The organism is Agrobacterium burrii (genome assembly GCF_017313405.1).
Taxonomy (GTDB): Bacteria; Pseudomonadota; Alphaproteobacteria; order Rhizobiales; family Rhizobiaceae; genus Agrobacterium; species Agrobacterium burrii.
The window spans coordinates 325,176-347,723 of sequence record NZ_JAFLNA010000002.1 but is presented as its reverse complement, the minus strand read 5'-3'; the positions used below and the strand labels follow the sequence as shown (position 1 = coordinate 347,723).

At 60.5% G+C, this 22,548-nt stretch carries 21 protein-coding genes; 12 read left to right on the top strand and 9 right to left on the bottom strand.

The window, feature by feature from the left end; translation table 11 throughout:
* Nucleotides 1-37 precede the first annotated feature (37 nt).
* On the top strand, nt 38-319 hold the full coding sequence (locus tag JZX89_RS05115) for a BolA family protein (RefSeq protein ID WP_207133290.1): 282 nt from the start codon (nt 38-40) through the stop codon (nt 317-319).
* Between the two features lie 244 nt (nt 320-563).
* Here JZX89_RS05115 and aroB read toward each other — a convergent pair whose 3' ends face one another.
* Nucleotides 564-1,697: a 3-dehydroquinate synthase gene (aroB, locus tag JZX89_RS05110; RefSeq protein ID WP_207133289.1), complete on the bottom strand. Its 1,134-nt coding sequence runs from the start codon at nt 1,695-1,697 to the stop codon at nt 564-566.
* Entirely contained in the window at nt 1,694-2,284 is a 591-nt protein-coding gene (locus JZX89_RS05105; RefSeq protein ID WP_207133288.1) for a shikimate kinase, read from the bottom strand. Before JZX89_RS05105 ends, aroB begins: the two co-directional genes overlap by 4 nt.
* Nucleotides 2,285-2,472: 188 nt before the next feature.
* Between JZX89_RS05105 and JZX89_RS05100 the strand changes: the two genes are divergently transcribed.
* From JZX89_RS05100 to JZX89_RS05080, 5 genes are all read left to right on the top strand, one after another.
* Nucleotides 2,473-2,646, top strand: a complete 174-nt coding sequence (locus JZX89_RS05100) for a histidine kinase (protein WP_149899460.1) — start codon at nt 2,473-2,475, stop codon at nt 2,644-2,646.
* Entirely contained in the window at nt 2,643-3,626 is a 984-nt protein-coding gene (xerD, locus tag JZX89_RS05095) for a site-specific tyrosine recombinase XerD (RefSeq protein ID WP_207133287.1), read from the top strand. Before JZX89_RS05100 ends, xerD begins: the two co-directional genes overlap by 4 nt.
* Before the next feature lie 63 nt (nt 3,627-3,689).
* The gene (locus tag JZX89_RS05090) at nt 3,690-4,643 is read left to right on the top strand and encodes an acetyl-CoA carboxylase carboxyltransferase subunit alpha (protein WP_142841505.1); all 954 of its coding nucleotides are present in this window, start codon (nt 3,690-3,692) and stop codon (nt 4,641-4,643) included.
* Between the two features lie 293 nt (nt 4,644-4,936).
* Nucleotides 4,937-6,235: a L,D-transpeptidase family protein gene (locus tag JZX89_RS05085; protein ID WP_207133286.1), complete on the top strand. Its 1,299-nt coding sequence runs from the start codon at nt 4,937-4,939 to the stop codon at nt 6,233-6,235.
* Complete coding sequence (locus tag JZX89_RS05080) at nt 6,232-6,468, top strand: sulfurtransferase TusA family protein (protein ID WP_174373826.1); 237 nt, start codon at nt 6,232-6,234, stop codon at nt 6,466-6,468. Before JZX89_RS05085 ends, JZX89_RS05080 begins: the two co-directional genes overlap by 4 nt.
* Nucleotides 6,469-6,712: 244 nt before the next feature.
* Here JZX89_RS05080 and JZX89_RS05075 read toward each other — a convergent pair whose 3' ends face one another.
* A complete protein-coding gene (locus JZX89_RS05075; RefSeq protein ID WP_174373827.1) occupies nt 6,713-7,852 on the bottom strand; it encodes a CobW family GTP-binding protein in 1,140 nt (379 codons plus the stop codon).
* Nucleotides 7,853-8,261: 409 nt separating this feature from the next.
* Nucleotides 8,262-9,320: a D-alanyl-D-alanine carboxypeptidase family protein gene (locus JZX89_RS05070; protein WP_174374015.1), complete on the bottom strand. Its 1,059-nt coding sequence runs from the start codon at nt 9,318-9,320 to the stop codon at nt 8,262-8,264.
* A 223-nt stretch (nt 9,321-9,543) separates the two neighbouring features.
* Here JZX89_RS05070 and JZX89_RS05065 point away from each other — a divergent pair, with 223 nt between their 5' ends.
* Entirely contained in the window at nt 9,544-10,707 is a 1,164-nt protein-coding gene (locus tag JZX89_RS05065) for a M20 aminoacylase family protein (protein WP_207133285.1), read from the top strand.
* Nucleotides 10,708-11,240: 533 nt separating this feature from the next.
* Here JZX89_RS05065 and JZX89_RS05060 read toward each other — a convergent pair.
* Genes JZX89_RS05060 through iolD form a run of 5 tightly spaced genes read right to left on the bottom strand, consistent with a single transcriptional unit; the run spans nt 11,241 to nt 17,042 of the window.
* A complete protein-coding gene (locus JZX89_RS05060; RefSeq protein WP_246746661.1) occupies nt 11,241-12,404 on the bottom strand; it encodes a Gfo/Idh/MocA family protein in 1,164 nt (387 codons plus the stop codon).
* Nucleotides 12,404-13,462, bottom strand: coding sequence for a sugar phosphate isomerase/epimerase family protein (locus JZX89_RS05055; RefSeq protein WP_207133284.1), 1,059 nt, complete (start codon nt 13,460-13,462; stop codon nt 12,404-12,406). The genes JZX89_RS05060 and JZX89_RS05055 overlap by 1 nt, the downstream gene beginning before the upstream one ends.
* 4 nt (nt 13,463-13,466) lie before the next feature.
* The gene (locus JZX89_RS05050; protein ID WP_207133283.1) at nt 13,467-14,279 is read right to left on the bottom strand and encodes an SDR family oxidoreductase; all 813 of its coding nucleotides are present in this window, start codon (nt 14,277-14,279) and stop codon (nt 13,467-13,469) included.
* Nucleotides 14,276-15,169 (bottom strand): myo-inosose-2 dehydratase, encoded by an 894-nt coding sequence (gene iolE / locus JZX89_RS05045; RefSeq protein WP_207133282.1) that lies wholly within the window; start codon nt 15,167-15,169, stop codon nt 14,276-14,278. The genes JZX89_RS05050 and iolE overlap by 4 nt, the downstream gene beginning before the upstream one ends.
* A 1-nt stretch (nt 15,170) precedes the next feature.
* Nucleotides 15,171-17,042 carry a 3D-(3,5/4)-trihydroxycyclohexane-1,2-dione acylhydrolase (decyclizing) gene (gene iolD, locus JZX89_RS05040; protein ID WP_207133281.1) on the bottom strand — a complete coding sequence of 624 codons (1,872 nt, stop codon included), beginning with the start codon at nt 17,040-17,042 and terminating at the stop codon, nt 15,171-15,173.
* Between the two features lie 104 nt (nt 17,043-17,146).
* On the opposite strand from iolD, the gene iolG reads away from it, so the two are divergent.
* The 5 genes from iolG to JZX89_RS05015 are packed head-to-tail and all read left to right on the top strand — an operon-like array spanning nt 17,147 to nt 22,514.
* Nucleotides 17,147-18,154 (top strand): inositol 2-dehydrogenase, encoded by a 1,008-nt coding sequence (gene iolG, locus JZX89_RS05035; protein WP_207133280.1) that lies wholly within the window; start codon nt 17,147-17,149, stop codon nt 18,152-18,154.
* Nucleotides 18,155-18,157: 3 nt separating this feature from the next.
* Nucleotides 18,158-19,588 (top strand): NAD-dependent succinate-semialdehyde dehydrogenase, encoded by a 1,431-nt coding sequence (locus JZX89_RS05030; protein ID WP_207133279.1) that lies wholly within the window; start codon nt 18,158-18,160, stop codon nt 19,586-19,588.
* A gap of 27 nt (nt 19,589-19,615) precedes the next feature.
* The gene (locus tag JZX89_RS05025; RefSeq protein ID WP_149899474.1) at nt 19,616-20,428 is read left to right on the top strand and encodes an HpcH/HpaI aldolase family protein; all 813 of its coding nucleotides are present in this window, start codon (nt 19,616-19,618) and stop codon (nt 20,426-20,428) included.
* Nucleotides 20,429-21,397 carry a hydroxyacid dehydrogenase gene (locus JZX89_RS05020; RefSeq protein ID WP_153514451.1) on the top strand — a complete coding sequence of 323 codons (969 nt, stop codon included), beginning with the start codon at nt 20,429-20,431 and terminating at the stop codon, nt 21,395-21,397.
* Nucleotides 21,390-22,514 (top strand): Gfo/Idh/MocA family protein, encoded by a 1,125-nt coding sequence (locus tag JZX89_RS05015; protein WP_207133278.1) that lies wholly within the window; start codon nt 21,390-21,392, stop codon nt 22,512-22,514. Before JZX89_RS05020 ends, JZX89_RS05015 begins: the two co-directional genes overlap by 8 nt.
* The last annotated feature ends 34 nt before the right edge of the window (nt 22,515-22,548 follow it).

Genomic DNA, 22,548 nt, shown 5'->3' with positions numbered 1-22,548 from the left:
CCTTTGAAGACCAGCCAACAGGAATGGAGCCCTTCGCATGTCCCTGCGAGAACGTATAGAAACGAAGCTGCGTGAGAGCTTTTCACCAGAGCGTCTGAAAGTCGTTGATGAAAGCCAGATGCATGCCGGCCACCAGCCGGATATGACCGGCACGGGCGAGACACATATGCGTGTTCAGATAGTATCGGAAAGCTTCTCCGGCAAGTCTCGTGTCGAGCGCCACCGGGCGATCAATGCCGTTTTGAAGCCGGAACTCGACGCGGGGCTGCATGCGCTGGCAATAGAGGTAGCGGCACCGGGGGAGACGGTGCGGTTCTGATTAGGGCTGCCATCCAAGCCGAGAGCAAGCCCCCTCATCCGGCCCTCCGGGCCACCTTCTCCCCGATGGGGAGAAGAAACCGTGCGGCAGCGTTTTGCTCAAGACGTTGACCTCAATGCCGCTGAACCAACGCTTCTCGTATGGCATTGCCATTGCAGCTTGTTCTTCTCCCCGGCCGGGGAGAAGTGCCGGAGCGAAGCGAGGCGATGAGGGGGTGTCCTCGCCGTTCTCGCCATAAATCACGTCACCCCGGATGCTTTTCCGACAGGAACGACTGCACCTCCGAGGCCGCCACATCATCGGCCACGAAGGACTGGCCGATGCCGTGGGTGAGGATGAAGGTGAGCTTGCCGCCCTTGACCTTCTTGTCCTGCGCAATCGCCGTCATCAATGTCTCGACCGGCGGCAATTCGCCGGGGATATCCTTCATCGTCGTGGGTAGACCGACCGCCTTCAGATGCGCTTCGACGCGCGCCGCATCATCAGGGCTTGCAAGGTTCATGCGAGCGGAGAACTGGTGCGCCAGCACCATGCCGATCGCCACACCTTCACCGTGCACCAGCCGCTTGCTGTCGTAATTGGTCGCCGCCTCCAGCGCGTGGCCGAATGTATGGCCAAGGTTCAGAAGGGCGCGCACGCCGTTTTCTTTCTCGTCCGCCACCACCACATCGGCTTTCGCCTGGCAGCTGGTCGCAATCGCCTGGATGCGGGCGGGGCCGCCGGTGCGGATTTCATCCCAGTTCTTCTCGAGCCAGAAGAAGAAATCCGGCTTGTCGATCAGGCCATATTTCACCACTTCGGCGTAACCGGCGCGGAATTCCCGCGGGCTCAACGTATCGAGTATCGCCGTATCCGCCAGCACCAGATCTGGCTGGTGGAAAACGCCGATGAGGTTCTTGCCGTGGCGGCTATTGATGCCGGTCTTGCCGCCGACGGAGGAATCGACCTGCGCCAGAAGCGACGTCGGTATCTGCACGAAACGCACGCCGCGGCGCACGATGCCTGCGGCAAAACCCGCCAGATCGCCGATCACGCCGCCGCCGAGTGCGATGACCGCATCGTTGCGCTCCACGCGTGCGGAGAGAACCGCATCGCAGACGGTGACCAGATGCTCAAAGCTCTTGGTCTTTTCACCCGCCGGCAGGGTCAGCGAAACCGCCTCGATACCGTCCGTCTGCAGGCCGTCCATCAGACCTTCGAGGTAAAGCGGCGCAACATGCTCATCTGTGATGATCGCCGCGCGCCGGCCCTTCAGCCGTGCCGAAATCTCGCCACCTGCCCTGCCAATCAGCCCCGGTCCGATCAGAATATCATAGGCGCGCTCGCCGAGCGGCACATGGACAAGACGTTCATCGGCGTGGATTTCGGAAGGCGTCATGATGGTCGGTCTTTCTGTTCGATGCCGGCGATGGCGGCCAGCACTTCGGTCACGATGATTTCCTTGCGGACATCACGGGATTCGATGGTGAGATCCGCTTCGGCATAGACCGGGTAACGTTTCTCCATCAGCGCCGCCAGCGTGGCCTTGGGATTTTCGGTCTTGAGAAGCGGACGATGATCGCGCTTGTTGACCCTTTCCCACAAAACCTCGAGATCGGCCTTCAACCACAGCGAGATACTGCCGCGCGAAATGTGACGCCTGGTATTATCGTTGATGAAGGCGCCGCCGCCGGTGGAGATGACCTTGGGACCACCGCGCAAAAGCCGCTTGATGACCCGTGTTTCCAGCGCCCGGAACTCTTCCTCACCATAGGTGGCGAAAAGTTCTGATATCGTCATGCGTGAGACACGCTCGATTTCAACATCCGTGTCGATGAATTGCACTTTAAGCTGCTGTGCAACCATGCGACCTATCGCAGACTTTCCAGCCCCCATCAGCCCGACAAAGACGATGTTGCGCCTCCCGAGCTTTGCCCGTGCTTGCTCCCCGAGTGTGGCCGGGACGGATAAATTCGTTTCATTCATAAATTTGAAAGCCCGTTTGGCATGGATATCTGCAAATGTTTACGAAGCGTCAAGCCAAATTGCTGCCTGAATGGCGTTGAATCACAATCATCGCCGCATGCGGCACGGAGCGAAAGCCGGCTTTTTGATCTTGCCGCCGCTTTCGCCGCACCGCATATAAGTTCGACAGCCACCTTCACGGAGCCGCCATGCCCACCCTCTTCCGCTTCACGATGATACTGGCGACCATCGCGGGGCTGATCTATGGCGGCATGGTGCTGCTTGTCATGGTCGTGAAGCCGCGCGACCGCGAGGTGACGGTGCGCATTCCGTCCGAACGTCTGAACCCAGCCGCGGCAGAGCCGGCAAGGCGCACTCCATGAGCGGACAAGCGGGTGGCCGTGACGGCGCGCGGCTTGAAAGTTTTCTGGAAATGATGAGCGCCGAGCGGGGTGCTGCCGCCAACACGCTCTCCTCTTACGAACACGACCTTACCGATCTGCGCGAGTTCCTTTGCGGCCGTGGCCAGTCCTTGACCGAGGCCGCCACCCCAGATCTTTCCGCCTATCTGACCCATCTTTCCGCGCAAGGCTTCGCCGCCACCTCGCAGGCGCGACGCTTGTCATCGATGCGGCAGTTCTATCGTTTCCTCTATTCGGAGGGACTGCGCAGCGACGATCCGACCGGCATCATCGACGCCCCCAAAAAGGGTCTCAGCCTGCCAAAAACGATGAGCGTTGCCGAGGTGACGAAACTGCTGCGCATCGCCGCGGAGGAAGCAGCCACCCCAGGCCCCGGCCAGCTTGCCCGCATCCGCATGCATCTGCTGCTGGAGCTGCTTTATGCCACCGGCATGCGCGTCAGCGAACTCGTCTCCCTGCCGGTCAAGGTGCTGCGCCAGGAGGGCCGCTTCCTGATGATCCGCGGCAAGGGCAACAAGGACCGCATGGTGCTTCTGTCCCGCGCCGCGATCGAGGCCATGGAAAAATACGACGCCGCCAGAAAGGCGCTCGCGCCCGAGAAGGCTAAGGCAGGGAAAAAAGCCGACGCACCGGAAAGCCCATGGCTGTTTCCTTCAAGCAGCAAGGAAGGTCATCTGCCACGACAAGTCTTCGCCCGCGACCTCAAAGATATTGCCATCCGTGCCGGCCTTACCCCTTCGGCGGTGTCACCGCACGTCCTGCGTCATGCCTTTGCCAGCCACCTTTTGCAGAACGGTGCGGACCTGCGCGCCGTACAGGAGCTGCTCGGCCATTCCGACATTTCCACGACACAAATCTATACGCATGTGCTGGAAGAACGCCTGCAAGAACTGGTACAAACACATCACCCCCTTGCCAAACAGGGCAAAAACCTTGATTAGAGCGACCGGAACCGCCGGATAATCCGGTTCAAACCTTGCGCAAAACGATCGGAAACGGATCTCATGCACAATTATCTCGACTTCGAAAAACCTATCTCGGACCTTGAAGGCAAGATCATCGAGCTGAAGAAGCTTGCCGATGAAGACGAGAGCATAGACACCTCGGAGGAGATCAACCGCCTGGAATCGCGCGTCAACGATGCGATGCAGGACATCTATTCCAAGCTGAACGCCTGGCAGAAAACGCAGGTTGCGCGTCACCCGCAGCGCCCGCATTTCGTCGATTACGCCAAAGCGCTGTTCACCGATTTCACGCCGCTTGCCGGCGACCGCAAATTTTCCGAAGACGCCGCCATTCAGGCGGGCCTTGCCCGCTTCAACGGCCAGCCCGTCGCCATCATCGGCCAGGAAAAGGGTAACGATACCAAAAGTCGCCTGAAGCACAATTTCGGCAGCGCGCGTCCGGAAGGTTACCGCAAGGCGATCCGCGTGCTCGAACTGGCCGACCGTTTCTCGCTGCCGGTTGTCACCCTCATCGATACCGCAGGCGCCTATCCCGGCGTTGGCGCAGAAGAACGCGGCCAGGCCGAAGCCATCGCCCGCTCGACGGAAATGTGCCTTAACGTCAAGGTACCGATCGTCTCCGTCGTCATCGGCGAAGGCGGTTCGGGCGGCGCGATCGCCATCGCTACCGGCAACCGCGTCTATATGCTCGAACATTCGATCTATTCGGTGATTTCGCCGGAAGGTGCTGCCTCCATTCTCTGGCGTGATTCGACCCGCGCCAAGGAAGCCGCAACCAACATGAAGATCACGTCCGAGGATCTGAAATCGCTCGGCGTTATCGACGGCATCATCCCCGAACCGATCGGCGGGGCGCATCGCGCTCCGGAGACCGTGATCAATGCGACAGGTGACGTGATCGCCAAGGCTCTGGCCGATCTTTCACAGCGCTCCGGCACGCAGCTGCGTGCTGAACGCCGCCAGAAGTTCCTGGATATCGGCCGGAACCTTTAAAGCATTTCCAGTAAAAGTGCGTAGCGGTTTTACGTCCGGAAAATGCGTAAAAAGAAAGAGTGAGATTTTTGGCGGTTCGAAGAAACGCTAAAATGATCAAACTCCCAGCCTCATTTTTCCTGAAAATCGCCCCAACTCGGCCATAGTCCGGTCACATCAACAGATGTATCGGCGGTCGTGGGGGCGGGCACCGATTTGAGTTAAGAAGATGTAAACGGTTAATACCGTATTTAAATTGCACGCGGGACGGTGTAGAACTCGGCCGCCCGTGCCATCGTCTTTCGGATCAGATCATGCGTTTGACACATTTTGCCCTGCTCGCCTGCACCGCGCTCGTTCTTACCGGTTGCAACGATACGCTCGAAACCGTTGAACGCGACGTCTCCCACGTCAAGAACAAGGTCGATTACCCGCTGTCTCCGTCCATTCTGGCCGAGATCGACAAAAAGGGCATGGATCGCACTTCGCCGATCATGATCCGCATCTTCAAGGAAGAAGGCGCGCTGGAAATCTGGAAGGCCAGACGCGACAACCGCTTCGAGAAGATCGCCGGCTACGAGATTTGCGCATGGTCCGGCAAACTCGGCCCGAAGGTGAAGGAAGGCGACCGGCAGGCGCCGGAAGGTTTCTACAACCTCACACCTGCGCATCTCAATCCGAACTCGAAATATTACCTCGCCATCAATACCGGCTTCCCGAACCGCTACGATGCCGCCAATGGCCGCAACGGCACCAACCTGATGATCCATGGCGCCTGCTCATCGTCAGGCTGTTATTCGATGACGGATGCACAGATCCTCGAAATCTACGGTTTCGCGCGTGACGCCTTCAAGGGCGGCCAGAAAACCGTGCAGCTTCAGGCTTTCCCCTTCCGTATGACGGCGGAAAACATGGCCCGCCACCGTCAGAGCGAACATCTCGAATTCTGGAAGATGCTGAAGGTCGGCTACGACAATTTCGAAGTCACCAAGCGCCCGCCGGAAGTGAATGTCTGCGAGAAGAAATACGTCTTCAACCAGCAGACGGAAGGCGGCACCTTTAACGGCTCCGCGCAGTGCCCGGCCATGAGCACACCGCCCGCACTGGTCAGCGCGCTCTCAAGCTATGAGAAGACCTACGATCTCGCCTATCAAAAGGCGATGTCGAAATATGACGGCATGGCCTGGTATGATCCAAGCGAGGCGGAGCGCAAGGCGCTGGTCGTCGAAAAGCGCAAGGGCCGCGAACCTGCCTACGCTCCCACCGGCTCGGCGCTGAAGGCCGGTAAGCTGATGAAGGAAACGGAATATGCCGCGCTGATGGAGAAGAAGGCGCAGCAGGTGACGTCGTCGTCAACGGCGACGACAGCCACTGCCTCGTCGCTGCGCGGCCCGCGCCCTTTAACGCCTCAGCCAGCCGCCCCGCAGTCGAACCCGGCGCCTGCCGCCCCGACCATGGTTGCAACGGCCACCCCCGCGCCTTCGGCCAACGGCCAGAGCGGTGCTGCCGCACAGGGCATCCCGGTTCCGGCGCTCAACCCGCTCGCCTATTCCGCACCGGCACCGGAAGCGCCGGAAAAGAAGCCGTTCTGGAAGTTCTGGGCGAAGGAATGAACGACACGGCCGAAGTGGTTTACGATTTGAGGGGGCTTAAATGCCCCCTTCCGGTTTTAAGAAGCCGCAAGAAACTTGCTGCCCTCAGGGCCGGCGATATTCTGACCGTGGAGACGACGGATCCGCTCGCCGTCATCGATATTGCCCATATGTGCAATGAGGATGGGCATAGTCTGGTTGAGACAGTGGCAGTGGGTAAGGGGCATCGGTTCAGGATTGTGAAGGGCGGGTAAACCGACGGTTTAGCTGTGCGCCCGTGGCTACCCCCCTCTGTCCTGCCGGACATCTCCCCACAAGGAGGGAGATCGGATGATGCAGCCGCTCGGTTCCTCGCAAACTTAATTACTGCGATCTCAACCGCACGATAACGATATTCGAAGCAGGCCGCTTGTCGATCTCCCTCCTTGTGGGGGAGATGCCCGGCAGGGCAGAGGGGGGTAAACCCCACGCGCAGACTTACCCGCACGGCCACTCACCTCAAAACCGCAACCCCGAAATCGCCAGCGGATTATCCGTCATCGCCTGCCTGTCCGGCCTGTCGATACCCGGTGCGCCGGTAAAAGCGGCAAACAGGTCCTGCACGAAAGCCTCTGGCAAATCCTTGGTGATCAGCACCATGCGCGTGCGCTGGTCAGACGGGTCCGGCCAGGCCGCGAGGCGCTCCGGCCGGTGGAAAATGTTCTGCACCCCATGCAGCACTAACGGTCGCTCCGGATTGTCCGAAAGCTTGACGACGGCCTTCATGCGCAACAGCTTTTCGCCATGCGCCGAACGCAGCAGATCCACGAACATATCGATCGCCATCGGATCGATCGGCTTGTCATGAATGATCGAGAAGGAACGGATCGACGCATCGTGCCGGTTCACATCGTGATGGTGATGGCCATGGTCGCCATGGTGGTGGTCTCCGTGGTCATGGCCATGACCATGATCGTCGTGATCATGGGCCGCCTCTTCGCCCAGCCAGCGGCCTACATCGGCATTTTTGCTGCCGGCATCATAAAGACCATTGTCGAGAAGCGCCGCTGCAGTCCAGTCGGCCTTGTCGCCATCCTCGATCGTTGCGCGCGGATTGAGCGCCTGCAGGCGCGCATTCAGTGCAGCAATTGTGGAAGCGTCGGCGAGCGCTCGTTTGGTCATCACCAACCGGTCGGCCACGGCCGCCTGCTTCACGGCTTCTTGGTGATTGTCGAGCGTGGAGAGGCCGTTCACGGCATCCACCACCGTAATCATCCCGTTCAGCACGAAACTTTGGGCGATCACTGGATTGCCCATGATCGACTGCATGACTGGGGCAGGATCGGCAAGGCCCGTCGTCTCGATCACCACCCGCTTTACCGGCTTCAGCTTGCCGGTCTGGATACCATCCATCAGTTCCGCCAGCGTATCCACCAGTTCCCCGCGCACCGTGCAGCAGAGGCAGCCTTCCGCCAGTTCGATGATGCCCTCGCCGGCGCTTTCGACCAGCATATGATCGATGCTGACATCGCCGAATTCATTGATGATGATCGCCGCGTCACTCATCTCGGGGTCTTTGAGGAGCCGGTTGAGCAGCGTCGATTTTCCGGCGCCGAGAAATCCGGTGATGATGGAGACCGGTATACGCTCGCGAGACATGCCTTGCCTGTATGTTGAGGGCAGCTCCGGCAGATCGTTGAACGATGTTCGACCCGGAACCGCGCGATAAAACAGAAATCGCCCAGAGCCTGAAGCCACGGGCGAGACTGTAATATCATAACAGATCAGAGCTGCGAATAGCCAATTCGTAAAGCTCTCCAGGAGAAACCGCCCGATTTAGGCCGCAACAGGCAATCGTATTAAGCTTGGCGTCGCGCCGCGTTTCTTCTCCCCGGGCGGGAAGAAGATGGCCCGAAGGGTCGGATGAGGGGGAAACGTTGCCGGATTTCAGAGAGCTTGCCCCCTCAACCCGCTGCCGCGACCTTCTCCCCGGTGGGGAGAAGGCGAAAGACGCACCCTCTCGCTTCATGTGCGACGGGGCCGCCCCTGGAGGCATACTCCCTTAAAATCAGAATGTCGGGCGTGGGATCGGGATCGGCACGTTGGCCAACTCGCCCTTGGCCGTAGCCCCCTTGGTCGTGTTGACAGCCACGGTCTCGCTGCCCGGGATCAGGCCGGCGAAGGAATATTCCGGCGGGCGGGTCATCTCCGTTACATAAGGCGAATGGATAACCATGCGGCCCGCGTCATCGCGGCCCTCGCTGCGCACTTTGGCAGCCTTCGGGTTGCAGATTTCGGCGCTGACATCGTTCACATCGCCGGTATCGCCATAGGGTGCCAGAGAAGCGAGCGAAACACCCTGGCCCGAAGGCGCCGTCAGCCCCATCTGCAGCAGGTCTGCAGACTGGTCGGTTCGTCCGGCAAGGCTGTCCGCGCCCAGCACCACGGTGATGACGGAGCGGCCATTACGCACGGCCGACGACACCTGGTTAAAACCGGAGGCACAAATGAAGCCGGTTTTCATGCCGTCAGCGCCATCGAAGCGGCCGACCAGCATGTTGAAATTGGCATAATTCTTCTTGCCGGTGGTGACGCCTTCCAGCGAGAAATAGCCGGCATATTCCGGGAATTCGCGCTTGATGATCAGCGCCAGCAGCGCCAGATCCCGCGCGGTGGTATATTGCCCCTTGCCGGGCAAGCCGTTGGCGTTCACGTAATGGGTGGAGCTCATGCCCAGCCGCTGCGCCTGCGCATTCATCTGCGCCACGAAATTATCAGACGTGCCACCGATGGTCTCGGCAATCGCCACGGCAATATCGTTGGCGGATTTGATCAGCAGCAGCTTCAGCGCGCTGTCCATCGTCAGCTTCTGGCCGGGCTTGAAATACATTTTCGAGGCCGGCTGGTCTGCTGCCTTCTTGCTCATCACCACTTCCGTCTGCGGGCTGAGCTTGCCGGCCTTCATCTGCGAAAAGGCGATATAGGCGGTCATCAGCTTGGTCAGCGAGGCCGGATACCACTTGCGGAAGGCTTCCTGATGGGAAATCACCTTGCCGGTTTTGACATCCACCACCATTTTAGGATTGGCATTGGCCACGGGTGCCGCGGCAACGAGGCCTGCGGTCATGATGGCAACGGCTGCGGAGAGCCGCCTGGCGGCGTTTGGCGATTTAACTGTCTGTGGCAAGGCTTGTCCTCGAATTCCCGTCTTCGGTCGGGGAATGGCAATATTCACCATATATGTCCTAGCAATGGCAAAGTACATTGATTACGTCAATTATGCGGCGCACTATCCACCACGGAGGATGGCTTTTACCACGCGCCGCACCGATGAACCCAGGAATGAACGAATGCCGATTTTGAACAGAGCCGCCGAACTTCAACAGGAAGTCAGCGAATGGCGGCGTCACCTGCACGAAAACCCCGAGATTTTGTATGATGTCGACCACACCGCAGCCTTCGTTGCGGACAAGCTGAAATCTTTTGGCGTTGACGAAATCGTGACCGGTCTTGGCCGCACAGGTGTGGTCGGCATCATCCGCGGCAATCTTTCGAGTGGACGCACCATCGGCTTTCGCGCGGATATGGACGCCTTGCCCATTCTTGAGGAAACTGGCAAACCCTGGGCCTCCAAAACAGCGGGCGCCATGCATGCCTGCGGCCATGACGGTCACACGGCCATGCTGCTCGGCGCGGCCAAATATCTGACCGAGACCCGCAATTTCGCCGGCTCGATCGCCGTCATCTTCCAGCCTGCTGAAGAAGGCGGCGCGGGCGCGCTTGCCATGGTCGAAGACGGCCTGATGGAGCGTTTCGGCATCGACGAGGTCTATGGCATGCACAACATGCCGGGAATTCCGCTCGGCGCCTTCGCCATCCGCAAGGGCGGCATCATGGCGGCACCGGACAAGTTCTCGATCACCGTCAAGGGCCGTGGCGGCCATGCGGCACAGCCGCACCGCACCATCGACCCGATTACCATCGGCGCGCAGATCGTCGGTAATCTGCAGATGATCGCCTCGCGCAATGCCGATCCGATCCGTTCGGTCGTCGTATCCGTCACCCGCTTTCACGCCGGCTCCAGCCACAACATCATCCCCAACGAGGCATTAATCGCCGGCACGGTGCGCAGCCTCGACGAAACGGTGCGCGATCTCGCGCAGGACCGCATCAAGCAGATGGCGGAAGGCATAGCGCTTGCCAATGGCGCGGAAGCCGAGGTCGTCTATGAGCGTTATTGCCCTGTGACCTTCAACCACGCTGCCGAGACAGACCACGCCATCCGCGTGGCCCGCGACGTGGTGGGAGACCCTAATGTCGATCCCGATGTCGACCCCTCCATGGCCGGCGAGGATTTCTCCTTCATGCTGAAGGAAAGGCCGGGTGCCTTTATCTTCCTCGGCAATGGCGATTCGGCCGGGCTTCATAATCCCGGCTACGATTTCAACGACGAGGCCATCGCCTACGGCATTTCCTACTGGGTAAAGCTGGCTGAACAGCGCCTTACGAGCTGATTGTCGGCTAACGCCAAGAAAGCCGAGGAACAGACTAACCGCGATGAAGAACGCGGTTGATCCGCAGGCATGGTCGGGTTAAAGAGCAATTCAGTGTCCACGTAGCTCAGCAGGATAGAGCACAGGATTCCTAGTTCATAATTGGGGGCTGCAGTCCGAAAGGCTGTAGTCGATCTGCTCAAATTCGGGGAACGCTTAGCTGGGCTTCCAGCATGCCAATCCCGAGCCAAGCTTCAGGCGAAAGCCTGTTGAAGGTGTAGAGACTGGTAGGGCAGCACCTAAAGGCCGAAAGGTCCATGGTGAAGGGACAGTCCAGACCACGAACGCCCTGCCCATTGGTGGCGGGACGGCGGTTAAAGCCGAAGTGGTATGAATCCTGGGGTCGGAGGTTCGAATCCTCTCGTGGACACCATTTTTTCCTGTTTTATCCGCCGTTAAGATACAGACACTGCTCTGCAACCAGAACGGCCAAAACCTTTCGGACCGACATGGCCTGTCCGAAAGGTCGATTTCCGGCACGGTCTGCCGCGCGCCTACACCGCCACCGGCGTAATCCACCGCGGATCGGCGCTTTCGGCACTATCCACAACGGCTTCCACAAAAGCCACGCCCTTCAGCCCGTCATAGGCAAGCGGAATATTGCGGCCAATCGCACCCGGCTCGCGGCTCGCCTTGCGGGCACGGATGGCTTCCGCAAAACCGGCATAGAGATTGGCAAAGGCCTCCAGATATCCCTCCGGGTGGCCGGGCGGAGTGCGGGTTCGGACCCTTGCGTCTTCGGAAAGATCATCCGCGCCCCGCTTGATGGTCTGCACACGCCCGTTAAGCGGTGTATAGACGAGTTCGTTCGGCTGCTCCTGAAACCATTGCAGGGAGCCGGTCGCGCCGAAAACCCGCAGACGCACGCCGTTGGAATTACCGAGCGCCACCTGTGACGACCACAGGAGGCCCCGCGCGCCGCCCTCATAACGCATCATCACATGAGCATTGTCATCCAGCGCCCGCCCCGCCACGAAAGTGGCAAGATCGGCGGTAAGGGACTGCAGTTTCAGCCCGGTCACGAAGCCAGCCAGATGATAGGCATGGGTGCCGATATCGCCGATGGAGCCGCCGCGGCCGTTCTTCTTCGGGTCGGTGCGCCATGCCGCCTGGGCATTGCCCTGCTGTTCGATGGCCGTCGCCATCCATTCCAGCGGATATTCCACCTGCACGGTCCGAACCTCGCCGATCTCACCGGCCGCGACGCGCACGCGGGCTTCATGCACCATCGGATAGCCGGAATAGGTATAGGTGACCCCCACAAAGCGGCCGCTTTCCCGCGACAGTTTTTCCAGCGCGATGGCGTCCGCCAGCGTCGCAGTCAGCGGTTTTTCGCAGATCACGTCAAAACCCGCCTCGATCAGCGCTTTCGCGATCGGGTAGTGGGTGAAATTCGGCGTGCAGATCGCAACAGCGTCGACACGATCCTCGCGGGAAATCTCCCTGGCGATCAGCTCCTGATAGCTGCCATAGCTGCGGGCCGGGTCGAGCCCTTCATTGATCGCAAAGGCGCGGCCCTTTTCGGGGTCGACATCGAAGGCCCCGGCAGCCAGCACCCATTTGCCATCAAGACGTGCGGCGAGACGGTGGATATTGCCGATATAAGCGCCCTGACCGCCGCCGATCATACCCAGACGAAATGGTCTTTCGATACTCATTATTCCTCCAGCCCCAACATGGCGCGGTTGGCATTGCGGTTCGCGCCGGATTTGACGAAATCGTCAAAGGCGCGGTCCGAAACGCGGATGATGTGGTCGGCGATGAAACGTGCGCCTTCAGACGCGCCGTCCTCCGGGTTTTTGACGAAACATTCCCACTCCAGCACCGCCCAGCCATCGAAGCCATACGTGGTGAGCTTGGTGAAGATCGCCCCGAAATCGACCTGCCCGTCGCCGGGGCTTCGGAAGCGGCCGGCCCTTTTGGACCACGGCTGATAACCGCCATAGGCGCCTGATTTTCCGTCTGGACGAAACTCGGCATCCTTGACGTGGAAGGTTTTGATCCGTTCGTGATAATGGTCGATGAAGGCGAGATAATCCATTCCCTGCAGAACCAGATGCGAGGGATCATACATCAGGTTCGCCCGGGGATGCTCCTTGACCTTGTCGAGAAACATCTCCCAACTGTGGCCGTCGTGCAGGTCTTCGCTGGGATGGATTTCATAGCAGACATCCACGCCATGGGCGTCGAAGTCATCGAGGATCGGCGTCCAGCGGCGGGCAAGCTCGTCAAAACCTTCCTCCACCAGCCCTTCCGGCCATTGCGGATAGGGATAAAGATAGGGCCATAAAAGCGCCCCGGGGAAGGTCACATGGCGGTCGATGCCGAGGCGCTTTGAGGCGCGGGCGGCAAAGCGCAGTTGCTCTTCGGCCCATGCGCGGCGCCTTGCGGGATTGCCGCGCACATGTTCCGGCGCAAAACTGTCCATGATCGCGTCATGGGCGGGATGCACCGCCACAAGCTGCCCGGTGATGTGGGAGGCGAGTTCGGTGATCTCCAGCCCGTGCTCGCCGAGCATGCCCTTCAGATCATCACAATAGGCATCGCTTTCCGCTGCCTGTTTCATATCGATCAGGCGCGTATCCCAGGTGGGAATCTGCACGCCCTTAAAGCCCTTGGCTGAAGCCCATTCCGCCAGCGAGGCAAGCGAATTATAGGGCGCTTCATCCGCCGCGAACTGCGCCAGAAAGACACCCGGCCCCTTGATGGTCCGCATTATCTTATTCCTCCAGCTTTTTCGCCGGCACAGGCGCGTCGTCGTAACCGCCATAGACCGATTGATCGAAGGGGATAACCGCGCCCGTCATCATGCCGCTGTCGTCGGATGCCATCCACAGGATGGAGCGGGCTACTTCGAGCGGATCGAGGATGCGCCCGAACGGCTTGGCCGCCGCCGCACGGTCGATGAAATCGGGATCACCGGTCTCGGAGAGGACGAGCTTGCGCTCGTGATCGGAATTCATCCAGCCAATATCGAGCTGGTTCACATGGATACGATGGCGCATCAGCGAAAAGCCGGCATGGCGGGTGACCGTGGCAAGCGCGCCCTTGGACGCCGCATAGGGCGCAAGGAAAGGCTGACCTGTCAGACCCGACATCGATCCGACATTGACGACCCGGCCCTCGATACCCTCGCGGATCATCACCTTTGCCGCATCCTGAATGAGAAAGAATGGCGCACGCGTGTTGACCGCGAACATCCGGTCGAAAAGCTCGGGCGTCGTGTTGAGCATGTTGCCGCGATCTGTCAGGCCTGCCGCATTGACGAGAATATCGACCCGTCCGAAGCGTTTGTCCGTCGCCGGAATGATGCTGCGGACATCATCGATATCACCGAGATCGGCCGCTACCATCTGGACGGGCACGCCCGATTTCTGCGTGATGGCATCCGCGACAGCCTGTCCCTTTTCCACGCCGCGCCCGACGATGACGATCCCCGCCGCACCCGCCTGTGCAAACACCTGCGCAACGGCTGCGCCCAGACCCTGGGTTCCGCCAGTAATAACGGCGATCTTTCCTTCAATACTGTTCATTTCACGACCTCATAACCAGCGGCATCCATGACGCGCAACAATTCCCTGTGTCCCTTGCGGGCCATGTCCAGCGGCGGGTTCTTGACCGGGTCCTGCTCCGCCTCGACCACGAACCAGCCCTCGTAACCTTTCGACGCCAGCGACTTGACGATTGCCCCGAAATCCAGGCTGCCATCGCCCGGCACGGTAAAGGCGCCCTTGATGACGGCATCAAGGAAACTCTCCCGGCTCCTGTCCAGTCCGTCGACAACCTCACGCCGGATATCCTTGGTGTGGACATGGGTAACGCGTGCATGGTGGTTTTCGATGACGCGCATGACGTCCCCGCCCGCAAAGGCCATGTGCCCGGCGTCAAACAGCAGGGGAACGGAGGAGTGCTTCATGAAGAGATCGAGTTCCGGCTCGGTCTCCACCACGGCCGCCATATGGTGATGGTAGGAAATCGGCATGCCCTTTGCCGCGCACCAGTCGGCAAAGTCGGACATCTTGCGGCCATAGGCCGCCATGCCGGCCTCGTCGAGCCTTGGCTTCGTGGCAAGCGGGGCGGAACGCACGCCCTGAATCGAGCGCGCCGTTTCGCCATAAACGATGCAGGGCGCGCCGGCGGCGATGAAAAATTCCATCTGCTGCGCGATGCGGTCTTTCTCCGTCTCGATGTCGCCATCCAGCAGCAGGCCGGAAAACCAGCCACCGCACACCGATATGCCGTAGCGGTCGAGGATCGGCCCAAGCTCCGCCATATCCATCGGAAACCGGCGTCCGGTCTCCATGCCGGTAAAGCCCGCCTCGCTTGCCTGCCGCAGGCATTCCTGAAGGCTCACATCGTCGGAAAGCTCGGCCAGATCGTCATTCCACCAGGCAATCGGCGCGATACCAAGTCTTGCTTTCATCTCAGACCCCCACTCGCTGCGCCTTGCGGATGTTTTCCTGCGCGGCGCGCGCGGCACGCACGGCCTCGAAGCTGGAAACAGTCGGAACCCCGACATCCCAGTCGGCGTCGCCCGGCACCCATTTCCACGCATCGGAAACAATGGAGATGACGGTCACGCCGTCATTGCCCTGTGCCCAGATCATCGCGCCTTCGAGATCGGCAAGGCTCTCGGCCCTGCGCGCATGGGCGCCCATGGCTTCCGCATGTTTGACGAAATCCACATGCAGCGGATTTTCCCTGTCCCTGATGCGGCAATCTGCCAGCAGATTGTTGAAACCGGGAACGCCCTTGGCCTGCTGCAGACGGTTGATGACGGCATAGCCGCCATTATCGCAGACCACCACGATCATCCGGTGCCCGGTGAGTGCGGCCGAATAAATATCCGAGTTCATCATCATGTAGGTTCCATCCCCCAGCATGACGATTGGAACGCCGCCGGCACCGCCCGGCCCTTCCTGCGCCATCGAGCAGCCCCATCCCGCAGCGATTTCATATCCCATGCAGGAAAAACCGAATTCGCAATCGAACGTATTCGGGTTCTTGACCCGCCAGCCCTTGGTCACCTCACCCGGCGTTCCACCCGCCGCCGCGATCAGCGTATCTTCGGGCCGCGCAACCCGGTTCAGCACGCCGACCACCTGCGCATAAGACGGAACCGGCGCATTGGTGATGCGCTGGTGTTCGTCGAGCAGATTATCCCATTCTGCGAACAGCGTTTTGGCCCGCTGCATATGGGTGGCATCGGCCTTGTAGGCACCAAGCACGTGGTCCAGTTCGTCAATCGCCTCGAGCGCATCGCCGACGACGGAAAGCGCCCGGTGTTTCACCGCGTCGAAGCGGGCGGCATTGACGGAAATGAACTGCGCATCGCGGGAGAACGCCGTCCAGGAACCCGTCGTGAAATCCTGAAGCCGGGTACCGATCGCCAGCACGACATCCGCCTCTTTCGCCAGCGCATTCGCCGAGGTCGATCCGACGATGCCGATCGGCCCGGCATGGACCGGATGGTGATGGGTAAGCGCGCCCTTGCCGGCGATGGTTTCAACCACTGGAATGCCGCGCTTTGCGGCAAATTCGGCAAGGCGTTCTTCCGTCAGCGAATAACGCACGCCACCGCCGGAAATGATAAGCGGCCGTTTTGCCTGCGCCAGCAGCCGCGCGGCGGCCGCCACGGCGTCACGGTCCGGACGCGGGCGCGGAATTTTCCAGATCTTCGGTTCAAAGAAGACCGCCGGATAATCGAAAGCAATTTCCTGCGTATCCTGCGCAAGCCCGATGAAGGCCGGGCCGCAATCGGCCGGATCGAGCATGGTGGCGACCGCCTGCGGCAGCGATTGCAGCAATTGTTCCGGCAGCACGATCCTGTCCCAGTAACGCACCACGGATTTGAACGCATCGTTGACGGTGAGCGTCGGATCGCCGAAATGCTCGACCTGCTGCAGAACGGGGTCCGGCAGGCGGCTTGCGAAGGTATCGCCCGCAATGAGGAGAACGGGCAGCCGGTTGGCCATGGCGACCCCTGCGGCGGTTACCATGTTCAGCGCCCCCGGCCCAATCGAAGTCGCAGCAACCATGATCTGCCTGCGCCGCTTTGCCTTGGCAAAGCCGATTGCGGCAAGCGCCATGGATTGCTCGTTCTGCCCGCGCCAGGTCGGCAACTGGTCCTGCACCGTCTCCAGCGCTTCGGAAAGGCATGTGACGTTGCCGTGCCCGAAAATGGCGAATACGCCGGCAAACAGCGGAACGCGCTCTCCGTCGATCTCGGTAAACTGGTTGCACAGGTAACGTACTAGCGCCTGAGCCATGGTCAGGCGTAAGGTCTTTGCGGTCATCTCGCCTCCTCCTGCGGATGGTTGTTGATATGTTTTGGAATACATATTGACAAATTCAGCACTTTGCAATGATTATTGCCAAATACCTCGGGAGGAAAATTTCAATGCAGAGAATTGCAGTGCTTGGCGTGGGCCGCATCGGCCGCATGCATGCGGAAAACATCGTCGCTCATCCACGTGCGACATTGGCTGGTATCTTTGATGTATACGAGCCCTCGGCGAAAGAAATTGCCGAAAAGCTTGATGTGACACGATTTGAGTCGGCGGAGGCGGTTTTCGCTTCACCCAAAGTCGATGCCGTGCTGATCGCCACCTCAACCCCCACCCATGCGGATCTGCTGGAAAAGGCGGTTGCCGCCGGAAAACCTGTGCTCTGCGAGAAGCCCATCGATCTCTCCCTCGACCGCGTCAACGCCTGTGCAACGAAAATTGCCGGCAGCGGCGTGCCGATCATGCTTGGTTTCGTCCGGCGTTTTGACAGCGGACACCGCGCCGTGCGTGAGGCGATCGAAAACGGAACGATAGGCGATCTGCATCAGGTCGTCATCACCTCGCGCGACCCCGGCATGGCGCCCGCCGCCTATATCGAAATGTCGGGCGGCATTTTCCGCGACATGACGATCCATGATTTCGACATGGCCCGCTTCATTCTGGGTGAGGAGATCAGCCAAGTCTCCGCCACCGGTTCGCGGCTGGTCGACCCGGCGCTGATGGAAAAATGCGACGACTACGACACCGTGACCGTGGTGCTGAAAACCGCTTCGGGAAAACAATGCACGATCAGCAATTCGCGGCGCGCGGTTTATGGCTACGATCAGCGGGTGGAAGCCTTCGGAAGTGCCGGCATGGCGATTTCCGAAAACCGGACGCTCAATCACCTGCGCCTCCACACCGAAAGTGGCACCGACCGGGCAGCACCGCTGATGAACTTCTTCATCGACCGTTATGCCGATGCTTTCGCAGCGGAAATCAGCGCCTTCGTCGATGCGGTGGAACAGGGCAAGGCACCGGAGGTCGGCTTCGAAGACGGCCGGCTGGCATTGCTTCTCGCCGAAGCGGCAATCCGCTCCGTCGCTGAAGGGCGCACCGTCAACACAAGCGAGATGGGGTAAACCATGTACGCGAATTTTGGACTTTTCATAGATGGCCGCTGGCTTGCCGGTGCCGCAACAGGCGAGGTCGTCTCTCCGGTCACCGGGGCGGTGCTGGGCGAGGTGACGCTTGCCAGCGCCGATCAAACCCGCAGCGCGATCGACGCGGCCGCAGCCGCCCTTCCGAAACTGCGCGCCATGGGCGGCTTCGCCCGCGCCGAAGCGCTGCACCGGGCAGCCGACGAAATGCTGCGCCGCGCCGATGAAGGCGCAACGATGATCTCGCTGGAGACCGGTAAACCGATTGCCCAGGCTGGCCGCGAATGGACGCTTTCCTGCGACCAGTTCCGCTGGTTCGCCGAAGAAGCGCGCCGCATCTATGGCCGCATCGTCGACAGCCGGGTGCCCGGCGGACGGTTTGAGGTGACCCGCGAGGCCGTGGGCATCGTCGGCGCTTTCACCGCCTGGAATTTTCCGGCCGCCCTTCCGGCCCGCAAGCTTGCCCCGGCGCTCGCCGCCGGATGCCCCGTCGTGCTGCGCCCCTCATCCCAGACGCCGGGTGTCGCGATGGTGATGGTCGACTGCCTGCGGGCAGCCGGTCTTCCGGATGGCGCTATCAATCTTGTTGTGGGTTCAACCGCCGATACTTATGGCCCGATCATGGCGGACAAGCGCGTCCGCAAGGTGTCGCTGACGGGCTCCACCCGGGTCGGCCAGCAAATGATCCGCGATGCGGCTGAGACCGTGAAGAAGGTCTCGATGGAACTGGGCGGCAATGCGCCCCTCATCATTTATGACGATGCGCATCTCGACAACGCGCTCGATCTTGCCGTGCCCACCAAATTCGCCAATTGCGGCCAGGTCTGCGTCACGCCGGATCGCATCTTCGTTCACGAGAGCCTGCATGACGCCTTTGTCGACGGTTTCGTGACCCGTGCGGCCAAGATCAGGCTCGGTGACGGGCTTGACCCCGATACCGGGATGGGGCCGCTCATCAATGCCGGTCGCCTTGAGGACATCGAGGCGGTGGTTGCCGAGGCCGTGCGCGCCGGCGCAAAAATCGCCCATGGCGGCAAGCGCCCGTCGCATCTGAACCACGGTTTCTTTTTCGAACCCACCGTGCTGACCGGCGTGACGGACACGATGAGGGTTTTTGCCGAAGAGAATTTCGGGCCGATTGCCGCAATCACCCGTTTCAGCACCGAGGAAGAGGTTCTGGAGCGGGCCAATGCCTCGGATATGGGCCTTTCCGCCTATGCATTCACCCGTTCCCCGGACAGGGCACGGCGAACCGTGGCGGCGCTGAAATCCGGCATGGTCGGCATCAACAGTTTCGCGCTCGCCGCATCCGAAGCGCCTTTTGGCGGCACGAACCATTCCGGCATGGGGCGTGAGGGTGGTATCGAGGGGATAAGCGATTATCTCGAAACCAAACTCGCCCAGATCGTCTTCTAAAAACAGACATTCTTGCAGGAGAATCCCATGCGGAAAAACAAATTGAAGGAAATCTGGGCCGAGGGACGTCCGGTGCTGCATGGCTGGCTGTCCATCGCCAGCCCGTTCAGCGCCGAAATCATGGCGGCGCAGGATTATGACGCCATCTCCATCGACATCCAGCACGGCGCGGTCGACTACAAGGACGTGCTCGGCATGTTCCAGGCGATGCGCGCTTCTGACAAGGTGCTGATGGCGCGGGTGCCCTGGCTCGACCCGGCATGGATATCCAAGGTTCTGGATGCCGGGGCTTATGGCATCATCTGCCCTATGATCAACACCCGGGCACAGGCGGAGCAATTCGTCCGATACATGCGCTATCCGCCACTTGGGGAACGCAGCTTCGGCCCCACCCGCGCCGTTTACGCCGCCGGCGGTAATTATGCCGCCGAAGCCAATGACGAAATCCTCGCCTTTGCGATGATCGAAACGGCAGAGGCGATGGACAATCTTGAAGAGATTGCCTCCACCCCCGGCCTCGACGGGATTTATGTCGGCCCCGCCGATCTCAGTTTCTCGCTCTCTAAAGGGCAATTGACACCTGCCTTCGACCGCGAGGAACCTGAAGTCATCGACGCCATCAAGCGCATCCTCGATGCCTGCCACCGCAACGGTATCAAGGCGGCCCTCCATTGCGGCACGGCGGATTACGCGGCACGCGCGGTGGAATGGGGTTTCGACATGACGACCGTATCCGGCGATTCCCGCCTGCTGGCCGCCGCAGCGACGGAATCGACCGCGACGTGGCGCAGGCTGGTGGAAAAGACCAGCAAAAAAACCGATGGCAAAGGGGGGTATTGAATGCCAAACCTTCTTGTGGCCGGAAAACTTCACCCTTCCGGCGAGGCCATGCTGCGTGATCTGCCGTCCCTCGGCTTCTCCGTCCGCTATATTGAAGATGTCTCCGAAGCCTCCTACGCACCCTTCATCGAAGAAGCGGATGCAATCGTCATCCGCACACAACCGCTCTCGGCAGCCACCATTGCCAGGGCCGGACGGCTGAAAGTGGTGTCCCGTCATGGGGTGGGTTACGATAGCGTCGATCTTGCAGAACTCAACCGCCGCAACATCGCGCTCACCATCGTCGGCGACGTCAATTCCGTCTCAGTCGCCGAACATGCGATGATGCTGCTGCTGGCGGCGGCAAAGCGGGCCATACTCGCCGACCGTGCGGTTCGCGAACCGGGGCAGTGGAGCTGGCGAAACAGGCTGGAGCAGCAGGAAATATCCGGCAAGAACCTCCTCATTCTCGGTTACGGCCGGATCGGGCGGCACCTTGCCAGAATGGCTTCGGGTTTCGGCATGCATATCCGCGCCTACGACCCCTACCTGCTGCAATCGGGATGGCCCGAAGGGCCGACAAGACCCGTATCGCTGGAAGAAGGCCTGCCCTGGGCCGACTATATTTCCGTGCACATTCCCAAGGGACCACGCCCTGCCATCGGGGCTGCCGAAATCGCACTGATGAAGCGCGGTGTCGTGCTATCCAACACGGCCCGTGGCGGTGTCGTTTGTGAAAAGGCGCTCAGCGAAGCGCTCGCCTCGGGTCATGTCGGCGCGGCCGGGCTTGATGTCTTCGACGACGAGCCGCCGGAAAGCTCCTCCCCGCTGCTGTCGCAGTTCAACACCGTGCTGTCGCCTCATATTGCCGGGCTTACGACGGAATGCGGGGAGAGGATGGCCATCGCGTCCATCCAGAACGCCGTCAATTATCTGAAAGGGACGATCGATCCCGGCCTCATCGTCAATCCGGAATTTGCCCATGTCTGAAAAACCCGTTCTACGCGTCGGCCTCATCGGCACCGGCTTCATGGGCAAGGCCCATGTCTTCGGTTTTGCCTCCGCCCAGAAGGTCTTCGACCTCCCCTACCGAATAGAATTGCACACCGTTGCCGACATCACCGAAGATGCGGCCGCACGGGCGGCGGCGGATTTTGGCTTTAGCCATTCCACGGCGGACTGGCGCAGCATCATCGCCGATCCGGATATCGACCTCGTCGACATCACCGCGCCGAACGCCCTGCATAAGGAGATGGCGCTTGCCGCCATTGCCGCCGGCAAACACGTCTATTGCGAAAAGCCGCTCGCACCGCTGGCGTCGGATGCCGGCGAGATGGCTGCAGCCGCGACGGCGCGCGGCGTCAAAACACAGGTGGGTTTCAACTATCTCTGCAATCCCATGCTGCGGCTGGCACGGGAAATGGTGGCGGCGGGCGAACTCGGCGAGATACGCGGTTATCGCGGTCTACACGCAGAAGACTACATGGCCGACGCCTCCGGCGCCTTCACCTTCCGCCACGATCCGGCCGGCGGCGGTGCGCTTGCCGATATCGGCTCTCACGCGCTTGCCACAGCCGAATTCCTGCTCGGTCCGATAACCGAAGTGATGGGGGATTGCGTGACGTTGATTGCCGAGCGGCCGGATGGCAAGGGCGGCACACGCAAGGTGGAAGCGGATGATGTGGGACGCGCTTTCCTGCGTTTCGCCAATGGCGCGCAGGGCTCGGTCGAAGGCAACTGGATCGCCACCGGCCGCAAGATGCAGCATGATTTCGAGATTTACGGCGACAAGGGTGCGCTTTATTTCACGCAGGAGCGCTTCAACGAGCTGCATTTCTATTCCGCCGCCGATCCGGCTGGCCGCCGTGGCTTCCGCAGGATCGAGGCATCTCCTGACCACGCGCCCTATGGCCGCTTCTGTGTCGCGCCCGGTCATCAACTCGGCTTCAACGACCTGAAAGCCATCGAGATCGAAGGTTATCTCAGGGCAATCGCGGGACAGGCACCAGAGCCTTTCGGCTTTGCTGCCGGCCTGCGCATCCAGCGACTGGTCGAGACGATCCAGCACTCGTCATCCGCACGGCAATGGATGGCTGTCGATGCGTAAAATCCCGGATTGAGCGACGGGCTGCGGGCCTTCA